This is a genomic window from Bradyrhizobium sp. 44 (assembly GCF_023073095.1).
In the GTDB taxonomy this organism is placed as follows: Bacteria; Pseudomonadota; Alphaproteobacteria; order Rhizobiales; family Xanthobacteraceae; genus Bradyrhizobium.
In genome coordinates this window covers 843,691-861,769 of record NZ_JADPIY010000008.1, presented here as the reverse complement: position 1 = coordinate 861,769, position 18,079 = coordinate 843,691, and the positions used below count along the sequence as shown (strand labels likewise).

Annotated in this window: 11 protein-coding genes; 7 read left to right on the top strand and 4 right to left on the bottom strand. The window is 65.0% G+C overall.

The genetic code is table 11. The annotated features are described in order from the left end of the window. Positions 1–24 precede the first annotated feature (24 nt). Positions 25–915, bottom strand: coding sequence for a LysR substrate-binding domain-containing protein (locus tag IVB41_RS06135; RefSeq protein ID WP_027565523.1), 891 nt, complete (start codon positions 913–915; stop codon positions 25–27). Between the two features lie 89 nt (positions 916–1,004). Between IVB41_RS06135 and IVB41_RS06130 the strand changes: the two genes are divergently transcribed. After that, positions 1,005–1,757: a sulfite exporter TauE/SafE family protein gene (locus tag IVB41_RS06130; protein ID WP_247427960.1), complete on the top strand. Its 753-nt coding sequence runs from the start codon at positions 1,005–1,007 to the stop codon at positions 1,755–1,757. A gap of 6 nt (positions 1,758–1,763) precedes the next feature. Here IVB41_RS06130 and IVB41_RS06125 read toward each other — a convergent pair whose 3' ends face one another. After that, positions 1,764–2,396 carry a LysE family translocator gene (locus tag IVB41_RS06125; protein ID WP_247427955.1) on the bottom strand — a complete coding sequence of 211 codons (633 nt, stop codon included), beginning with the start codon at positions 2,394–2,396 and terminating at the stop codon, positions 1,764–1,766. Positions 2,397–2,642: 246 nt separating this feature from the next. Between IVB41_RS06125 and IVB41_RS06120 the strand changes: the two genes are divergently transcribed. Together IVB41_RS06120 and IVB41_RS06115 are read left to right on the top strand one after the other, a co-directional pair. Next, positions 2,643–4,439 (top strand): adenylate/guanylate cyclase domain-containing protein, encoded by a 1,797-nt coding sequence (locus tag IVB41_RS06120; protein WP_247427951.1) that lies wholly within the window; start codon positions 2,643–2,645, stop codon positions 4,437–4,439. A gap of 175 nt (positions 4,440–4,614) precedes the next feature. Next, positions 4,615–7,380, top strand: coding sequence for a di-heme-cytochrome C peroxidase (locus IVB41_RS06115; protein WP_027565527.1), 2,766 nt, complete (start codon positions 4,615–4,617; stop codon positions 7,378–7,380). A 135-nt stretch (positions 7,381–7,515) separates the two neighbouring features. Here the strand turns inward: IVB41_RS06115 and IVB41_RS06110 are convergent, their stop codons facing one another. Continuing rightward, a complete protein-coding gene (locus IVB41_RS06110; protein WP_247284709.1) occupies positions 7,516–8,463 on the bottom strand; it encodes an alpha/beta fold hydrolase in 948 nt (315 codons plus the stop codon). 220 nt (positions 8,464–8,683) lie between these two features. Between IVB41_RS06110 and IVB41_RS06105 the strand changes: the two genes are divergently transcribed. Further along, positions 8,684–9,145, top strand: coding sequence for an Hsp20 family protein (locus IVB41_RS06105; RefSeq protein ID WP_007597127.1), 462 nt, complete (start codon positions 8,684–8,686; stop codon positions 9,143–9,145). Between the two features lie 309 nt (positions 9,146–9,454). Beyond that, entirely contained in the window at positions 9,455–10,225 is a 771-nt protein-coding gene (locus IVB41_RS06100; RefSeq protein WP_247427948.1) for an alpha/beta fold hydrolase, read from the top strand. A gap of 233 nt (positions 10,226–10,458) precedes the next feature. Here the strand turns inward: IVB41_RS06100 and IVB41_RS06095 are convergent, their stop codons facing one another. Further along, positions 10,459–11,211 carry a hypothetical protein gene (locus IVB41_RS06095; RefSeq protein WP_247427946.1) on the bottom strand — a complete coding sequence of 251 codons (753 nt, stop codon included), beginning with the start codon at positions 11,209–11,211 and terminating at the stop codon, positions 10,459–10,461. 492 nt (positions 11,212–11,703) lie between these two features. Here IVB41_RS06095 and gltB point away from each other — a divergent pair, with 492 nt between their 5' ends. Both gltB and IVB41_RS06085 read left to right on the top strand, forming a co-directional pair. Continuing rightward, positions 11,704–16,437, top strand: coding sequence for a glutamate synthase large subunit (gene gltB, locus IVB41_RS06090; RefSeq protein ID WP_247427943.1), 4,734 nt, complete (start codon positions 11,704–11,706; stop codon positions 16,435–16,437). 145 nt (positions 16,438–16,582) lie between these two features. Continuing rightward, positions 16,583–18,034, top strand: a complete 1,452-nt coding sequence (locus IVB41_RS06085) for a glutamate synthase subunit beta (RefSeq protein ID WP_247427939.1) — start codon at positions 16,583–16,585, stop codon at positions 18,032–18,034. Positions 18,035–18,079: the final 45 nt, after the last annotated feature.

Sequence of the window (18,079 nt, the reverse complement as noted above, 5' to 3'; positions counted from 1 at the left end):
GAAGGGGCGGGGAAATCTTGGAGCTCACACCGCCGCAGCCCGCAAATGCTCCACCAGCATCTTGGCCGGGCGCGGCAGGGTCTTGAAGCTTCGCGCGCAGATCACGAGTTTGCGGTTGGCCCAGCTATCGCGCAGGCGGACCATGGCGAGCGGCATCAGTTTTGCGCAGCGGCGGGCTGCGGCTTCGGGCACCAGCGCGACGCCGACATCGGCGGCGACCATCTGGCAGATCGCATCGAAGTCGCGCAGGCGCGCGCGGTAATGCGGCCGCATGCCGAGCCGGGCGGCGTGCTTCGAAATATGCACCTGAAGCGCGGTGGCGCTGGTGAGCCCGACGAACTCGCAAGCGCCCGCCTCCTGGAAATCGATCGCGCGGCGGCCCGCGAACGGGCCGCGCCTGGACGTCACCAGCGTCAGGCGATCCTCGCTGAAGGCGAATCGCTCGATATGATCGGGCAGCGCGTGCTCGGCGGCAAAGCCGAGATCGGCCGCGCCCGCAGTGATCGCGGCCGCGATGTCAGTGCTCTCGCGCTCCTCGATGTCGATGGCGACGTCGCGGTGCTCGCGCAGGAAGCCGGCAAGCGCCTTCGGCAGATGCTCCGAGAGGCCGGAGGTATTGGCGAGGAAATGCACGCTCGCGCGCACGCCGCTGGCAAAGCCGGCGAGATCGCCGCGCATGGCGTCGATCTGGTGGATGACGAGACGGGCGTGATCGAGCAGGCTCTCGCCGGCCGCGGTCAATTCGACGCCGCGGCGCCCGCGCTTGAGCAGCGCGACGCCGAGTGCATCCTCCAGCCCCTTGATGCGCGCGCTGGCCGAGGCCAGGGCCAGATGCGACCGCTCCGCGCCGCGGGTGATGCTGCGCTGGTCGGCGACCGCGATGAACAGCTGGAGGTCGACGAGGTCGAAGCGCATCCCGGGTCCCTTCAGCCTTCGTTCCAGACGAAGGTTTTCTCCGTAAGCTACAGATTGTGCCGAAGCGCGGCATCGGTCAATGTGCAGATATGATCGACCCGCTCCTCGTTCTCATCGCCGCCGTTTTCCTGATTGCCGGATTCGTCAAGGGCGTGGTCGGACTCGGCCTGCCGACGGTGTCCATGGGCCTGCTCGCGGTGAGCATGGCGCCAAGCCGCGCGATCGCCATCGTGATCGTGCCCGCCATCCTCACCAACATTTGGCAGACTTTCGTCGGCCCCCATTTGCGCGACATCCTGAGGCGGCTGTGGCCACTGATGATCGGCACCGTGATCGGCTGCTGGCTCAATGCCGGCGCGCTCACCGGTCCGCATGCGCGCTACGGCACGATCGTGCTCGGCATCCTGCTCGTCATCTACGCGATCATCGGGCTGAACAAATTCCAGTTTCACGTTGCGCCAAAGAACGAGAAATGGGTCGGCGGCGTGGTCGGCTTGGTCACCGGCGTGATCTCGGCCTCGACCGGCGTGCAGGTGATCCCCTCGATGCCGTTCATGCAGGCGATCGGCATGGAGAAGGACGAGCTGGTGCAGGCGCTCGGCGTGTTTTTCACGACAGCGACACTGGCGCTCGCCTTCAACCTCACCGCCGGCGGATTGCTGACGCCGGCCAACGCGGTGCCGGGCGCCGTCGGCATGGCCTGCGCGTTTGCCGGCATGTATATCGGCCAAACGGTGCGGGCGCGGATGCCGGCGGAAGCGTTTCGCCGCTGGTTCCTGATCGCGATGATCCTGCTCGGCCTCTATCTCGCCGGCAGCGCGCTGCTGAAGGAATTCGCGTAAAGGACGTTACCGCGTCTCCAGCATGGCGACGCGAATGCCGAGATAGATGAAGAGGCCGCCGAGGGCACGGTTGACCCAGGCGACCGCGCCTTCGGAGCTCCGCAAGCGGTGGGCGGCCTTTGCCGCGAACGCCGCCAGCACCAGGCACCACAGCGTTCCCGTGCAGATGAAGATCAGGCCGAGCGTCAGGAAGGCGAGCGGCTTGTGCGCCGAGTCGGCTGCGACGAATTGCGGCAGGAAGGCCAGGAAGAACAGCGCGACCTTGGGATTGAGCGCGTTGGTGAAGACGCCCTGGAGGAAAACCAGCCGCAGCGAGCTCTGCACCGGCTCGTCGATGGCCGAGGCCAGCACCGGGCGCGACCACAGCATCTGAAGCCCGGTCACGACGAGATAGGCCGCTCCGACCAGCTTCAGGATCGAGAACGCGGTCGACGAGGCCATCAGCAGGGCCGAAAGGCCGATCGCGGCGCCCGCGACGTGGAAAAAGCAGCCGCAACTGATGCCCAGCGCGGCCGCGGCGCCACCTCGCCAGCCCAGCTGCATGCTGCGGCCGATCACATAGACCGTATCAGGCCCCGGCGTGATGTTGAGCAGCACGCCTGACAGGACGAAGAGCCAGATTTCGTGAATGCGCAGCATGTGTGACGTGCCTCCGTCGCCCAACCATGGCCCAAGAGGCCGGCTTAGTGGGTTCGCTCGTCCCCGTCCACTGCCGGGATTGCCGAGGATTTACCTCGAATTTGCAATGCGGTTCGTACTTTCGCTCGGCCTCATCTGCTCTATAAGGAACGGGTTCTTTGAACGCGGGATTCGAGGCGACTGCGACGCCGTGGCCGGTCCTCGATCTCTTCCAAGTCTCTTGCAAGTCTCTTGGAGCTCCGGAATATGGAAAGACGTCTGGCTGCCATTGTCTGCGCCGATGTCGCCGGCTATTCGCGCATGATGGGCACCGATGAGGCCGGCACCCATGCCGCCTTCAAGGCCCATCGCAGCGCGATCCACCCCATCATCCTCAATCACGGCGGCCGCGTCGTCAAAAACACCGGCGACGGCTTCCTGCTGGAATTCCCCTCGATCGTCGGCGCCACCGAGGCCGCGATCGCGATGCAGACGCTGATGGCGGAGCGCAATCACCATCTGCCCGCCGATCGCGCCATGCAATTCCGCCTCGGGATCCATATGGGTGACGTCATCGCCGACGAGGACGAGGTGTTCGGTGACGATGTCAACATTGCCGTCCGCCTCGAAGCCGTGGCGAGCCCCGGCGGCTTCGCGATCTCGGCCAAGGCCTACAAGGAGGCCGGCAAGCATCTCACCGTGCCGCTGGTCGATGCCGGCAACCACCGCTTCAAGAACATCAAGGATCCGATCGGGGTCTGGACCTGGACACCTGAGGGTGCACCGGCGCTTGCGCCCGCGCTGAGGGAGGCATCCGCCCTCTCGCAGCAGTACCGCACCGCGATCGTCGGCGTGCTGCCCTTTGCCAATCTCAGCGACGCACAGGACGAGTATTTCTCCGACGGCCTGACCGAGGATCTGATCCACGCGCTGTCGCTGCAATCCTTCTACCGCGTGCTGAGCCGCAACTCGACTTTCGTGTTCAAGGGCAACAACGTCAGCACCCGCCTGATCGCGCGGGAGATCGACGCTAGCTATCTGATCCAAGGTTCGGTGCGGCGTGCCGGAGCCAAGATCCGCGTCACCGCCGAGCTGATCGCGCCGGAGACCGGCGAGCAGCTCTGGACTGGCCGCTACGACCGCGACATCGGCGATCTCTTCGCGATGCAGGACGAGATCACCACCAACCTGTCCGCCGCCATCGCCACCGAGATCGTCCGGGCCGAGGCCTCGGCGCCGGCGCGGCTCTCGACCGACGTCACCGCCTGGGACCGCTTCCTCAAAGGGCTGTCGCACTATTATCGGCAAACCAAGGAAGACCTGGCCATCGCCGTCGACCTGTTCCGGGAGGCCATCAGGCTCGAGCCCAAGCTGTCGATTGCGCACGCCTATCTCGCCACGATCCAGATCCAGAGCATCCAGTTCGGCTGGGTCAAGGGCACGCGCGAGATGTGGGCCGAAGCGATGAAGCTTGCCGAAACCAGCGTCCGGCTCGATCCGCGCTCGTCATTTGCGTTCTCGATCCTGTCCTGGACCCACGCGCTGGAGGGCCATTACGAGGCCGCGATGGACGCCGCCAAGCGCGCCGTCGCGCTCAACCCCTACGACAACGGCGCGCGCGGCGTGCTCGGCATCTGCCATTTCGCCATCGGCGAGCACCGCGAGGCGATCGAGCTGTTCTCGCTGGCCGCACAGCGCGACAACAGCGATCCGCGCTACCAATGGGCCGCGCTGAACGCCTTCAGCCACTATCTGCTGGGCCAATATGACGCGACCCTGTCATGGGCTCGAGAACAGCTCTACATCAACCCGAACCATTTGCAGGCGCTGGCAATCCGCGCCGCGGCGCTGGCGCAATTGGGGCGGGGCGACGAGGCGGTCGAGGCGACCCGCGTGCTCGTGGGTAACTACCCGACCCTGAATGTCGACCGTCATTTGCGCAATTTCCACTGGAAGCGGCCCGAGGACCTCGCCCATTACCGCGCCGGACTCTTGAATGCGGGGGTACCGCTCGGCAAACTGACCCTGGTTTCGAGCGACGTCAAACGCGTCGCCGAATCCTGAGGGCCAGCCGCGGCCACGCGGCGATGTCCCCTCCGCCTTTATTGACACGACAGTGGATTCAGCCACACTCCGCTACACGCTGAAGTAGTATAATGTGTTGTCGGCTTGTCAGGACTTTCCGCGCTCTATCGCCGCGTCTGTATTTCACGATTCGCCGTTTTCAGGATTTTGGGCCATGCATGACTCCGCTCCGAAGCCCCCCTTCGACCCCTCGATCCAGGTCTCGCCGAACAATCCCTGTCCATTCCTCCGCGGCCTCGTCGGCGAGGGGTTTGTTGACGGCGGAACCGTCCCGCTCGGCACGCTGTCGCAAACGATCGCGAATGCGAGCGGCGAGACCGGGCTGAAGAAGGTCTCGGCCCGCATCCAGGTCCGCGGCGTCGCGCTTATCGCCAACGGTCTGGGTCACATCCTGAAGAGCATATTTTCGGGCGCGCAGCTCGACGCGTTGCGTGGCGGCCCCCTCGACAAGCGCGGTGCCGGCTCGCGCGTCCTCGGCGTCGACGGCAACGTCGATGAGGACGAGCTTGCGCGGTTTGCGAGCTTCGGCCGGACCTACCAGGATCCGAACGGCGGCGACTCCGAGCCGGGTCTCAACGCCTCGGAAATCGGCGTCTTCATGCACGACAACCTCAAGCGCGCCGGCAGCGCCGCGCGCTGGTACTACCCTCTGCTGATGAAGTTCGAGTGGCCGATCCTCCTGAAGATCGCGGGCAAGGGCGCGGGTGAGGACCGCTATCTCAGCGTGGCCGACGTGCGCACTCTGTTCAACGAGCGACAATTCCCTGCTCGCATCAACCAGCGGCTCGTATCGCAGCCGGTGCTGTCGACCTGCCAGCGCGTGGTGCGGGGCGCCCTCAAGGTTGCGGCCCTGCTCGTCGCCCTCGGTCTCGCCTTGCTCGTTGCGGTCGCCGAATTCCCCGACCAGATGCGCGCCATGCTGCCGCAAAAGGGAATTCTCGTGAATCTCCTGCCGCCGCCCTTGCCCACGGTCCCCGAGACGAAGGCGGCCTTTTGGCTCGAACAGAACTGGTCGCTGAAGGACAGGCACTGGTTTCACCACGCCAGTCAGGGCACCGCGACTTTCCCGGTGCCTTACGAATGGTTCATGGCGCTGGAGCAGCCGCGCCTGCATTTGTTCTCGCGGCCAGGCATGATGACGGACAGCGCCTATCTCGAGCGCTTCGGGTTCATCCCGAGCCCGCAGTCGATCCAGACCGATGCGACGTCACTGCGCCGCTTTGGCTACGCCAATGTCTACGAGACGACGCAGGCGCCGGACTGGTCGACTAGGTGGACGCCGGCGGAGAACGTCGACGGCCTGCCGGTCGGCTTCGCACGGATGACCGGTGTCATCGATCCCGCGACGGGCCGTCGCGAAGAGGACAAGATCGGACTGACCTGCGCGGGCTGCCATACCGGCCAGATCCACTACCAGGGCGTGGACGTGCGTTTCGACGGCGGCCCGGCCATGACCGATCTGAAGAAGCTCGAACTCTCCACCGGCCTGTCGATCGCCTACACGCTTTACGTGCCGTTCCGCTTCCAGCGCTTCGCCGATCGCGTGCTCGGCCCCGATGCCAGCAAGGCTGACCGCGCCGCGCTCAAGCAGAAGCTCAGCGCGATCGGCAACTTCCTGATCGACTGGGCGCAAACCCAGCAAAAGACGATTGAAGGCAAGAAGACCTGGAACGGCAGGCAGCAGCAGGACACCGAGGAAGGGTTCGGTCGCCTCGACGCTCTCAATCGCATCGGCAATCAGGTTTTTTCGCAGGATCTCGCGCTGAGCGGGATCAAGGGATTCGAGAAGAACCTGCACGCCCAGGACGCCCCGGTCAGCTATCCCCCGATCTGGACCGTGCCCTGGTTCAAGTTCGCCCAGTACGACGCCTCGATCGAGCAGCCGCTGATCCGCAACGCCGGCGAAGCCCTCGGCGTGACGGCGCTGCTCAATCTGTCCGACGCCTACCCTGAGGACAGGCTGTGGCGGTCCTCCGTTCATATCAACACGCTCGGCTGGATCGAGGACATGCTCAGGGGGCCAGATCCGTTCAAGACGGCGGATCCCTCCACCGGTCCGAAGTTCGGCGGCCTGCTGGCGCCGAAATGGCCCTCGCAGATCCTCGGCGACAATTGGAGGCTCGATCAGAAGAAGGTCGACAACGGCCGCAAGATCTACGCCGAGATGTGTTCCGGATGTCATCTGCCGGCGATCGACACCCCGGCTTTCTGGTCTTCGGGACATTGGGAGCCCAGCGGCGACAGCAAGGTGCTGAACGCGGTGACGATCCCCCTCGACGAGATCAAGACGGATCCCGAACAGTCGCTCGTGCTCAGCAACAGGATCGTCGATCTGCCCGGCTTCCTGAAGGTGAATACGGCCGACCTCCAGAAATGGTGGCAATGCGACGTCTCGACCGCAAGCTCGCCGACCGAGATGGTGTATGCGCTCGGGCTGATGACGGTGGTGGATCTCGTCGCCCGCAAATGGATGGACGACGAGAAGACTCCGGACGCCGAGCGGGCGAAATTGTGGAATCTCGCGCGCAAGAACTGCCTCAATCCGGTGGGGGGAGCACGCTATCGGGCACGGCCGCTGAACGGCATCTGGGCCACGGCGCCCTATCTGCACAACGGCTCGGTGCCGTCTCTCTATTGGTTGCTGAAGCCTGCAAGCGAGCGCCCGCAAAAATTCTGCATGGGCCGCCGCGACTATGATCCGGTGACCGTCGGCTTTGCGGTCACCGCCGACGAGAAGTGCAAGACGGGTGAAACCGAGTTCTCGGCCGGGTCGGACAAGGATCCGATCCAGGGGAACAGCGTGCTCGGCCATTCCTTCGAGCGCAAGCCGGGCGAGCAAAAACGTCCCGGCGTGATCGGCCGCGTGTTCAAGGACGACAACGAGCGCTACGATCTGATCGAGTACCTGAAGACGCTGTAGCGAGTGATTCTACTTCCTCGTCATGGCCGGGCTTGTCCCGGCCATCCATGATCTGCCTCACGGCGCTAAGAACGTGGATGCCCGGGACAAGCCCGGGCATGACGTCGTGTGGTCGCAGGGAAGCATCGCTCCCCCTCACTTGAACAGCGGCGTGCCCGGCACGAAGGCGTCGAAGGCGGCCCAGAATTGGGAACGGTAGCGGTCCTGCTCCTGGAGTATCTCGTGCTTGGCACCGGCGATCACGAGATGGGAGCCGGCGCGCAAATGATAGGCGAACTCCTCGATCGCCGCGATCGAGACCACGGTGTCGCTGGAGGCCGCCAGCATCAGGATCGGTTGACGGATATCGGACGGGTAGTTTTTGCCCTTGAAGGTGTTCATCGCGCGGAAGGCGGTATCGGCCCAGGCGACCGTCGGTGACGCGAGCCCGAGGGTCGGATCCTCCTCCAGGATCGCGGCATTGCGCGCATAGCGCACGGGATCGCTGGTCAGCGGATTGTTGATGAAGGGATTGAGCCCGGTGATCTGGTCGGTGCCGCCGGGGACATAACGGCCGCCCATCCCCAACACGCGCATCGTCTTCAGCAGCGCCCGCGCCGGAAACGAGGTGGCGCGGCCGGGCAGGTCGATCATCGGCGCCGACAGCACCATGCGGTCGAACCAGCGCTTGCCCGCATGCGCCACCCGCAGCATCACCGTGCCGCCCATGGAGTGGGCTAGCGCGAAGAAGGGCGGCGGGCAATCCGGCAGCACCACCTGCTGCACGAAGGTCTCGACGTCGATCTCGAAATCGGCGAAGTCGCGAACATAGCCCTTGCGCGGATCGCGCAGGCGGCGCGAGGAGTGGCCCTGCCCGCGCCAGTCGATCATCGCCACCGCAAAACCGCGGTCGCGCAGGTCGCGCACGGTCTCAAAATATTTCTCGATCTGCTCGCTGCGTCCGGTGAAGACGCAGACGGTGCCCTTGCGGTTCGCCGGCGGCGCCCAGCGCGCAAAGCGCAGCTCGACGCCATCAGGGGTTTTGATGGTGCCGCTGACGACGTCTTCGGGAACGGGATTGGATGGTATCGAGACCAGCGTCATGATGGGGAGGGCTTGGGCACGAAGTGCTGCAAATCAGGGGGCGGGAGCGCCGAAAAGGCTAAGTATCCGCCCTCTTGAACGCCGTTCTCGTCAACCCATATCACCTTGGTGCAGGCCGCTACCAGTGTTTCGGAACCGGAACATCAGGCTGCACACAGACGAAAGCCCGGCCCGATTGGCGGGCGGGTTACTCAACAGTCGCTCAATGGAGGACTTGACCATGCGTACGTACGACCTGACCCCCTTCTACCGTTCCACCGTCGGCTTCGACCGCCTCTTCAACCTGCTCGACCAGGCCGGTTCGGACGGCAGCCCCGGTTATCCCCCCTACAATATCGAGCGCACCGGCGAGAACGACTACCGCATCACCGTTGCGGTCTCGGGCTTTGCCAAGGATGAGCTCTCCATCGTCGCGAAGGAAAACACGCTGACGATCAAGGGCGAAAAAGTCGCCAACGAGAACTCGAAGGCCGAAGTGCTGTACCGCGGCATCGCCGCGCGTGCTTTCGAGCGCGCATTCCAGCTTGCCGATTTCGTGCAGGTGAAGAACGCCTCGCTCGAGAACGGGCTGCTTCACGTCGACCTCGTCCGCGAGATTCCCGAGGCGAAGAAGCCGCGCCAGATCGCGATCAACACCGGTGCGCAGGGCGCACAGGTGATCGAGAACTCGGTAGCCGCGTAAATCACGGACGCCACTTCCAGGTTGCGAAAACGCCCCGGTGCCCCGGGGCGTTTTTTTGCGTGTTCAGTCGTTGGCTCGCGAAAGCTGCAAGTAGCCGCAAATCCTGCGGCCGGCAGCTGGTTTTCGGTTGAAATCGAAATACAGGTTTGGGTCTGTTGTTCTACGTTACCCACACACCGCATGAGCTCGCCTGCGTGTCTCGTACGCCCCCGACCAAGGCGGTTGTCACAGGTGAGTGACCAAGCGTAACGCCGCCGCTCCGCACACCGTCCTTTGAATATCGAACACAAAATGAGACGGAGAACGATCATGACACTTTGGCGCAGCCTTTTCGTCGCCGCGAGCCTGCTGGCGGCCCCCATCAGCCTTGCTCACGCACAGACCCCGCAAACGGTGAAGGCCAAGAACATCGTGCTGGTGCACGGCGCCTGGGCCGACGGCTCGAGCTGGTCGGAGGTGATCCCGATCCTCCAGGCCGCAGGCCTCAACGTAACTGCCGTGCAGAATCCACTGTCGTCGCTGTCGGACTCCGTCGAGGCGACCAAGCGCGCGCTGGCCGAGCAGGATGGTCCAACCGTGCTGGTCGCGCATTCCTGGGGCGGCACCGTCATCAGCCAGGTCGGCAACGACCCGAAGGTCACTGGCCTCGTCTATGTCGCCGCCCGCGCACCCGATGCCAACGAGGATTTCGTCGACCTGTCCAAGCAATTCCCCGCGGGACCGGTGCGCACCGGCGTCGTCGAGCGCGACGGTTACACCAGGCTCTCGGAAGACGCCTTCCTGAAGTATTTCGCCAATGGCGTGAAGCCGGAGCGGGCCAAGGAGCTCTATGCCGTGCAATGGCCGACCGCCGCCTCGATCTTCGCCGGCCGCACCACCGAGGCTGCATGGCATTCCAAGCCGAGCTGGTACGCGGTGTCGAAGAGCGACGACACCATCAATCCCGATCTCGAACGCTTCCTCGCCAAGCGCATGAATGCCACCACGATCGAGCTCGATGCCGGCCACCTCTCGCTGGTGTCTCATCCGAGGGAGGTGGCGAATTTGATCCTGGAAGCGGCGGGGTATGGGCGGAGCTGAGCAGCGCTTGTCATGGTGCAAAGGCGCCTGAGTGCTCAGGCGCCTTTTGTTTTGCTCCGCTCTCTCCCCAACGTCGTCCTGGCGAAAGCCAGGACCCAAGGGGATGTTTGGCGAAGACTCGTCGTCCGGTACTCGCACCTCAATCGCTCGATGGACCTCGCGGTATGGGTCCTGGCCTTCGCCAGGACGACACCGTTGGGTGTGATGCGGGCCATCGCATCAAACGCCCGCGCTTAGTCCAGTCCCTGTGCCGCCGGCATCTCCTGCGTAGGCAGGATCGTCGCGGCAGGCTTGACCTGACCTACGGTTGGCGCGGCGGCTTGCGGTGCGACCTCAGCGGGCTTGGACGGCACGGCGGCCGCGGTCTGCGTCACAGGTTGTGCCTGCGGCACCTGGGCCTGCGGCGTCGCAGGCTCGGCCGGCTTGGCGGCGACGACCGGGGCCTCGCGCGGCGGGGCGGCCTTCGGCAGCGGCACAGAGCGGCTGGCGACATGCGGAATCGGAGCCGGTGGGCGGGGCGGACCACTGCGGACCATGGTCGGCGGCGGCAGCACGCTTTGCGGGCGGTAAGGCGCAACCGCAGGCTGCTCGTAGCCGGGCGCCATGCCGTAGGCGTCGGCAGCCGGCATGAAGCGCAAAATCCGTCCGTCGCGGGCATCGATCACCAGCCGGCCGTCCTCCCCGCGGCGATCGATCACCGCGATGGTGTAGACGCTGCCGCGCAGGCGCGGGATGCCGAGCGGCGAGAAGCCGTTCTCGCGCAGCACCGCGTAGACCTCGGTCGACGGCAGTAGCACCGGGGCCGGCCCGCGTTCTTCGTAGCCATAGCCGTAGCGCGGCGGAGGCGGCGCGGCCTCCGGCGGCGCATAGGGGCCGTCGAAATCCGAGACCGCGATCATCGCCCCTCGCCCTGGAACCTGCGCTTGAGCCGCGGTCGCAGCCAGCGCCAGCGCGGCGGCGGCCACACATCCTGTGAAAAACTTCATGGTCGAGACGCTCCTGTCAGGCCCCCGGATGGATCGCGCTCTTTCGCTTCTTGCGGCGTGGCGCAGCTTCCGAAGGGTTGATCCGAAGCTTCATTGAGGATTCCGGCGTCGCCGCGGCCGGATCGGGGCGTGTTTGCTTCTAAACCGGGGCCGCGCAACTTCTGGAAAGCGATTGATTGATCTATGGGGAATCGGGACTTGCGCGCGCTTGTGTGATAGACAAAAATTTGGCAAGGTGACGGTTAGGACAGGAAGACTGTCTCAATTTTGCTTGCGGTTCCGGCATAGGGATTGCAACGAAAGTCGGTGCTTTCGAGCGCCAAGAAGGCAACAGGCAAAGCCGTTCTCGGGGACGAAGAACGCCTTGGCTTGAATTTAAGAAAATGCGGCTCGCGAGCGGACGAGCGGTGACCCAGAAGCGGGTGCCGCGGGACGCCCAAGGTGCGCCGAAGATGGCGGTGAGACAGCTTGCCGCATGGAGAGGACGAGAACATGAACGGGTCGCAAGTCGAGCGCGGAAACATCGTGGCAGAACAACTGTCGGCGACGGTCGCCTCGAAAACGGCCGATCCGATTCAGGAACACAATTCACGGCCGCCGGCCGTAGGCCTCTACGATCCGAGCCTGGAAAAAGATTCCTGCGGCGTCGGCTTCATCGCCAACATCAAGGGCCAGAAGTCGCACGAGATCGTTGCGGACGCGCTCAGCATCCTCTGCAACCTCGAGCACCGCGGCGCCGTCGGCGCCGACCCGCGCGCCGGTGACGGCGCCGGCATTCTGGTGCAGATCCCGCATGCTTTCTTCAGCCGCAAGGCGAAGGAGCTCGGCTTCGCGCTGCCCAATCCGGGCGAATACGCCATCGGCGCCTTGTTCATGCCGCGCGACACCGCGTGGCGCAACGTCATCAAAAGCATCATCGCCGACCAGATCAAGGAAGAGGGCCTGACGCTGCTCGGCTGGCGCGACGTGCCGACCGACAATTCCTCGCTCGGCGTCACCGTGAAGCCGACCGAACCCGCCTGCATGCAGGTGTTCATCGGCCGCAACGGCACCGCCAAGACCGAGGACGATTTCGAACGCCGGCTCTACATTCTGCGCAAGTCGATCTCGCAGGCGATCTATCAGCGCCGCGACCGCGGCCTCGCCGGCTACTATCCCTGCTCAATGTCCTGCCGCACCGTGATCTACAAGGGCATGTTCCTCGCCGACCAGCTCGGCAAGTACTATCCCGATTTGCACGAGAAGGATTTCGAGAGCGCGCTGGCGCTCGTGCACCAGCGTTTCTCGACCAACACCTTCCCGGCGTGGTCGCTGGCGCATCCCTACCGCATGATCGCGCATAACGGCGAGATCAACACGCTGCGCGGCAACGTCAATTGGATGGCGGCGCGCCAGGCCTCGGTGAGCTCCGAGCTGTACGGCAAGGACATCAACCGGCTCTGGCCGATCTCCTACGAAGGCCAGTCGGACACCGCCTGCTTCGACAACGCGCTCGAGTTCCTGGTGCAGGGCGGCTACTCGCTGCCGCACGCCGTCATGATGATGATTCCGGAGGCGTGGGCCGGCAATCCCTTGATGGATGAGAAGCGCCGCGCCTTCTACGAATATCACGCCGCCCTGATGGAGCCGTGGGACGGCCCCGCCGCGATCGCGTTCACCGACGGCCGCCAGATCGGTGCCACGCTCGACCGCAACGGCCTTCGGCCGGCGCGCTATCTCGTCACCAAGGACGACCGCATCGTGATGGCGTCCGAGATGGGCGTGCTGACGATTCCCGAGGACCAGATCATCACCAAGTGGCGCTTGCAGCCCGGCAAGATGCTGCTGGTCGATCTCGAGCAGGGCCGCCTGATCCCCGACGACGAGATCAAAGCCGAGCTCGCCAGAAGCCATCCCTACACGGAGTGGCTGGAGCGGACCCAGATCGTGCTGGAAGAGCTGCCGAAGGTGCCGACCACCGGCGTGCGCTCCAACCTGTCGCTGCTCGATCGCCAGCAGGCGTTCGGCTACAGCCAGGAAGACATCACCATCCTGATGACGCCGATGGCCTCCACCGGCGAGGAAGCCGCAGGTTCGATGGGCAACGACACGCCGATCTCGGCGCTGTCGGCCAAGGCCAAGCCGCTGTTCACCTACTTCAAGCAGAACTTTGCGCAGGTCACCAATCCGCCGATCGACCCGATCCGCGAGGAGCTGGTGATGAGCCTCGTCTCCATCATCGGACCGCGGCCGAACCTGTTCGACCTGCAAGGGCTTGCCACCACCAAGCGCCTCGAAGCGCGCCAGCCGATCCTGACCGACGCGGACCTCGAAAAGATCCGCTCGATCTCCGAGGTCGCCGAGTCGCATTTCAAGTCGCGCACGCTGGACACCACCTTCCACGCCGGCCTCGGCGCGGCCGGCATGGACCAGGTGCTGGATGAGCTCTGCGCACGCGCGGAGAGCGCAGTGCGCGAGGGCGTCAACATCATCATCCTGTCCGACCGCATGGTCGGCACCGACCGGGTTCCGATCCCGTCGCTGCTGGCCTGCGCCGCCGTGCATCATCATCTGATCCGCACCGGATTGCGCACCTCGGTCGGCCTCGTCGTCGAATCCGGCGAGCCGCGCGAAGTGCATCATTTCGCCTGTCTCGCCGGCTACGGCGCGGAAGCGATCAATCCGTATCTGGCGTTCGAGACCATCATCGCGATGAAGGACCGCCTGCCCGGCTCGCTCGACGACTACGAGATCGTCAAGCGCTACATCAAGTCGATCGGCAAGGGCCTGCTCAAGGTGATGTCCAAGATGGGCATCTCGACCTACCAGTCCTATTGCGGCGCGCAGATCTTCGACGCCATCGGCCTCAAGGCGGAATTCGTCGGCAAATTCTTCGCCGGCACCCACACCCGCGTCGAGGGCGTCGGTCTTGGCGAGATTGCCGAAGAGGCGGTGCGCCGTCATGCCGACGCGTTCGGCGACGCGCTCGTTTACAAGACCTCGCTCGATGTCGGCGGCGAATACGCCTATCGCAGCCGTGGCGAGGACCATGCGTGGACCGCCGAGTCGGTAGGGCTGCTGCAGCACGCCGCGCGCGGCAATTCGCTGGAACGCTACCGCGCTTTCGCGAAGATCCTCAACGAGCAGTCGGAGCGTCTCCTGACGCTGCGCGGCCTGTTCCGGATCAAGAATGCGGACGAAGAGAAGCGCAAGCCGATACCGCTCGACCAGGTCGAGCCGGCCAAGGACATCGTGAAGCGTTTCGCCACCGGCGCGATGAGCTTCGGCTCGATCTCGCGCGAGGCGCACACCACGCTCGCGATCGCCATGAACCGGATCGGCGGCAAGTCGAACACCGGCGAAGGCGGCGAGGAAGCGGACCGTTTCAAGCCGCTGCCGAACGGCGACAGCATGCGCTCGGCGATCAAGCAGGTCGCCTCCGGCCGCTTCGGCGTCACCACGGAGTATCTCGTCAACTCCGACATGATGCAGATCAAGATGGCGCAGGGCGCCAAGCCCGGCGAAGGAGGCCAATTGCCCGGCCACAAGGTCGACGCGACCATCGCCAAGGTCCGGCATTCGACGCCGGGCGTCGGCCTGATCTCGCCGCCACCGCACCACGATATCTACTCGATCGAGGATCTGGCGCAGCTGATCTACGACCTCAAGAACGTCAACCCGGACGGCGCGGTCTCGGTCAAGCTCGTCTCCGAGATCGGGGTCGGCACGGTGGCCGCGGGCGTCGCCAAGGCGCGCGCCGACCATGTCACCATCGCGGGCTTCGAGGGCGGCACCGGCGCTTCGCCGCTGACCTCGATCAAGCACGCCGGCTCGCCGTGGGAGATCGGCCTCGCCGAAACCCACCAGACGCTGGTGCGCGAGCGGCTGCGCAGCCGCATCGTGGTCCAGGTCGACGGCGGTTTCCGCACCGGGCGTGACGTCGTGATCGGCGCGCTGCTGGGCGCCGACGAGTTCGGCTTCGCCACCGCGCCCTTGATCGCGGCCGGCTGCATCATGATGCGCAAGTGCCATCTCAACACCTGCCCGGTCGGCGTCGCGACCCAGGACCCCGTCCTGCGCAAGCGCTTCACCGGCCAGCCCGAGCATGTGATCAACTACTTCTTCTTCGTCGCCGAAGAGGTCCGCGAGATCATGGCCTCGCTCGGCTTCCGCAGCTTCAACGAGATGATCGGCCAGGTGCAGCTGCTCGACCAGACCAAGCTGGTCGCGCACTGGAAGGCCAAGGGGCTCGACTTCTCCAAGCTCTTCGTCAAGCAGAAGGAAGAGAAGGGCCAGAAGATCTATCACTCCGAACGCCAGAACCATCATCTGGAAGCGGTGCTCGATCGCACGCTGATCGAGCAGGCGACGCCTGCGCTCGACCGCGGTGCGCCGGTGAAGATCGAGGCCAAGATCAACAGCACCAACCGCTCCGCCGGCGCGATGCTGTCGGGTGCGGTCGCCAAGATCTACGGCCATGCCGGCCTGCCGCATGAGACCATCCATGTCAGCCTCAAGGGCACCGCGGGCCAGGCCTTCGGCGCGTGGCTGGCGCAAGGCGTCACCTTCGAGCTCGAGGGCGAAGCCAACGACTATGTCGGCAAGGGCCTCTCGGGCGGCAAGATCATCGTCAAGCCGCCGGCCAACAGCGGCATCGTGCCGGAAGAGAGCATCATCGTCGGCAACACCGTGATGTACGGCGCCATTCAAGGCGAGTGCTACTTCCGCGGCATCGCCGGTGAGCGCTTTGCCGTGCGCAATTCCGGCGCCGTGGCGGTGGTCGAGGGCGCCGGCGACCATTGCTGCGAATACATGACGGGCGGCATCGTGGTCGTGCTCGGCAAGACCGGGCGCAACTTCGCGGCCGGCATGTCCGGCGGCATCGCCTATGTGCTGGACGAGACCGGCGACTTCGACAGGCTGTGCAACATGGCGATGGTCGAGCTCGAGCCGGTGCTGTCGGAAGAGCTGATCAACGCCGGCACCTATCACCACTCCGGTGACCTCGAGGCGCACGGCCGGGTCGACGTGTTCAAGGACCTGCTCGCCTCCGACGTCGAGCGGCTCCACGTCCTGATCACGCGCCATGCGAAAGCGACCGGCTCCAGGCGTGCCGCCGACATCCTGGCGAACTGGAAGGACTGGCTGCCGAAATTCCGCAAGGTGATGCCGGTCGAATACCGGCGCGCGCTGCGCGAAATGGCCGCCAACGCGGACGCCGAGCCGAAAATCGCGATCGGGGCCTGAGCATCACACCCCGTCATTGCGAGCGTAGCGAAGCAATCCAGACTTTCTCCTCTGATGCGGACTGGATTGCTTCGAAGCTCACGCTCCTCGCAATGACGACGAGAGAGAAACACAACGAATTTAAGCGGCAGGGACTTCGGGTTTAATGGGCAAGATCACGGGTTTTCTCGAAATCGAACGGCATGACCGCAAGTACACCCCGGTCGCCGAGCGCGTGAAGCATTTCCACGAGTTCGTCGTTCCCCTCTCCGAGAAGGAAACGCGCGACCAGGCCGCGCGCTGCATGAACTGCGGCATCCCCTATTGCCACGGCACCGGCTCGGTCTCGCCCGGCACGCCCGGCTGCCCGGTCAACAACCAGATCCCGGACTGGAACGACCTCGTCTATCAGGGCAACTGGGAAGAAGCCTCGCGCAATCTGCACTCGACCAATAATTTCCCGGAGTTCACGGGGCGTATCTGCCCGGCGCCGTGTGAAGCCTCCTGCACGCTCAACATCGACGACAACCCCGTCACCATCAAGACCATCGAATGCGCGATCGTCGACCGCGCCTGGGACAATGGCTGGCTGAAGCCGGAAGTGGCGGCCGTAAAGACCGGCAAGAAGGTCGCGGTGATCGGCTCGGGTCCGGCCGGCATGGCCTGCGCGCAGCAGCTCGCGCGCGCCGGCCACGACGTGCATCTGTTCGAGAAGTTCGCCAAGGCCGGCGGCCTGCTCCGCTATGGCATTCCCGACTTCAAGATGGAAAAGAACGTCATCGACCGCCGGGTCACGCAGATGGAAGGCGAAGGCGTCACCTTCCATTACAACAGCCATGTCGGCGTCGACGGCAATGTCGACCCGCGCGAGATGCTCAACGAGCACGACGCCGTGGCGCTGACCGGCGGCGCCGAAGCCCCGCGCGACCTGCCGATCCCCGGCCGCGACCTCGCAGGCATCCACTACGCCATGGACTTCCTGCCGCAGCAGAACCGCCGCGTGTCCGAGGAGCCGCTCGGCGGCGTCCAGGAGATTTTGGCCGGTGGCAAGCATGTGGTCGTCATCGGCGGCGGCGACACCGGATCCGACTGCATCGGCACCTCGCTGCGCCAGGGCGCGCTCTCCGTGACCCAGCTCGAGATCATGCCGGCCCCGCCGGAGCACGAGAACAAGGGCCTCACCTGGCCGAACTGGCCGCTGAAGATGCGGACGTCCTCCAGCCAGGCCGAAGGCGCGGTCCGCGAATTCGCCGTGCTGACGCAGAAGTTCACCGGCGAGAACGGCCAGGTGAAGAAGCTGCACTGCGTCCGCGTTGACGACAACTTCAAGCCGATTGCCGGCACCGAGTTCGAGCTCGACGCCGACCTCGTCCTGCTCGCGATGGGCTTCGTCCATCCCGTGCACGAGGGCCTGCTCAAGATGCTCTCGGTCGAGCTCGACCCCCGCGGCAACGTCAAGGCCAACACGCTCGACTACCAGACCTCGCGCCCGAACGTGTTCACCGCCGGTGACATGCGCCGCGGCCAATCGCTGGTGGTCTGGGCCATCCGCGAGGGTCGGCTGTGCGCCCGGTCGATCGACACGTTCTTGATGGGGAAGACGGATCTGCCGCGCTGAGTTGGGGCGAGCTGCGCAAGCTCGAACGCGGACAAGAAATCCGCT

Bases quoted from the DNA above. Each gene is read 5' to 3' on its own strand.
- IVB41_RS06135 (WP_027565523.1), bottom strand. From the start codon at position 915: ATGCGCTTCGACCTCGTCGACCTCCAGCTGTTCATCGCGGTCGCCGAC.
- IVB41_RS06130 (WP_247427960.1), top strand. From the start codon at position 1,005: ATGATCGACCCGCTCCTCGTTCTCATCGCCGCCGTTTTCCTGATTGCC.
- IVB41_RS06125 (WP_247427955.1), bottom strand. From the start codon at position 2,396: ATGCTGCGCATTCACGAAATCTGGCTCTTCGTCCTGTCAGGCGTGCTG.
- IVB41_RS06120 (WP_247427951.1), top strand. From the start codon at position 2,643: ATGGAAAGACGTCTGGCTGCCATTGTCTGCGCCGATGTCGCCGGCTAT.
- IVB41_RS06115 (WP_027565527.1), top strand. From the start codon at position 4,615: ATGCATGACTCCGCTCCGAAGCCCCCCTTCGACCCCTCGATCCAGGTC.
- IVB41_RS06110 (WP_247284709.1), bottom strand. From the start codon at position 8,463: ATGACGCTGGTCTCGATACCATCCAATCCCGTTCCCGAAGACGTCGTC.
- IVB41_RS06105 (WP_007597127.1), top strand. From the start codon at position 8,684: ATGCGTACGTACGACCTGACCCCCTTCTACCGTTCCACCGTCGGCTTC.
- IVB41_RS06100 (WP_247427948.1), top strand. From the start codon at position 9,455: ATGACACTTTGGCGCAGCCTTTTCGTCGCCGCGAGCCTGCTGGCGGCC.
- IVB41_RS06095 (WP_247427946.1), bottom strand. From the start codon at position 11,211: ATGAAGTTTTTCACAGGATGTGTGGCCGCCGCCGCGCTGGCGCTGGCT.
- gltB (WP_247427943.1), top strand. From the start codon at position 11,704: ATGAACGGGTCGCAAGTCGAGCGCGGAAACATCGTGGCAGAACAACTG.
- IVB41_RS06085 (WP_247427939.1), top strand. From the start codon at position 16,583: ATGGGCAAGATCACGGGTTTTCTCGAAATCGAACGGCATGACCGCAAG.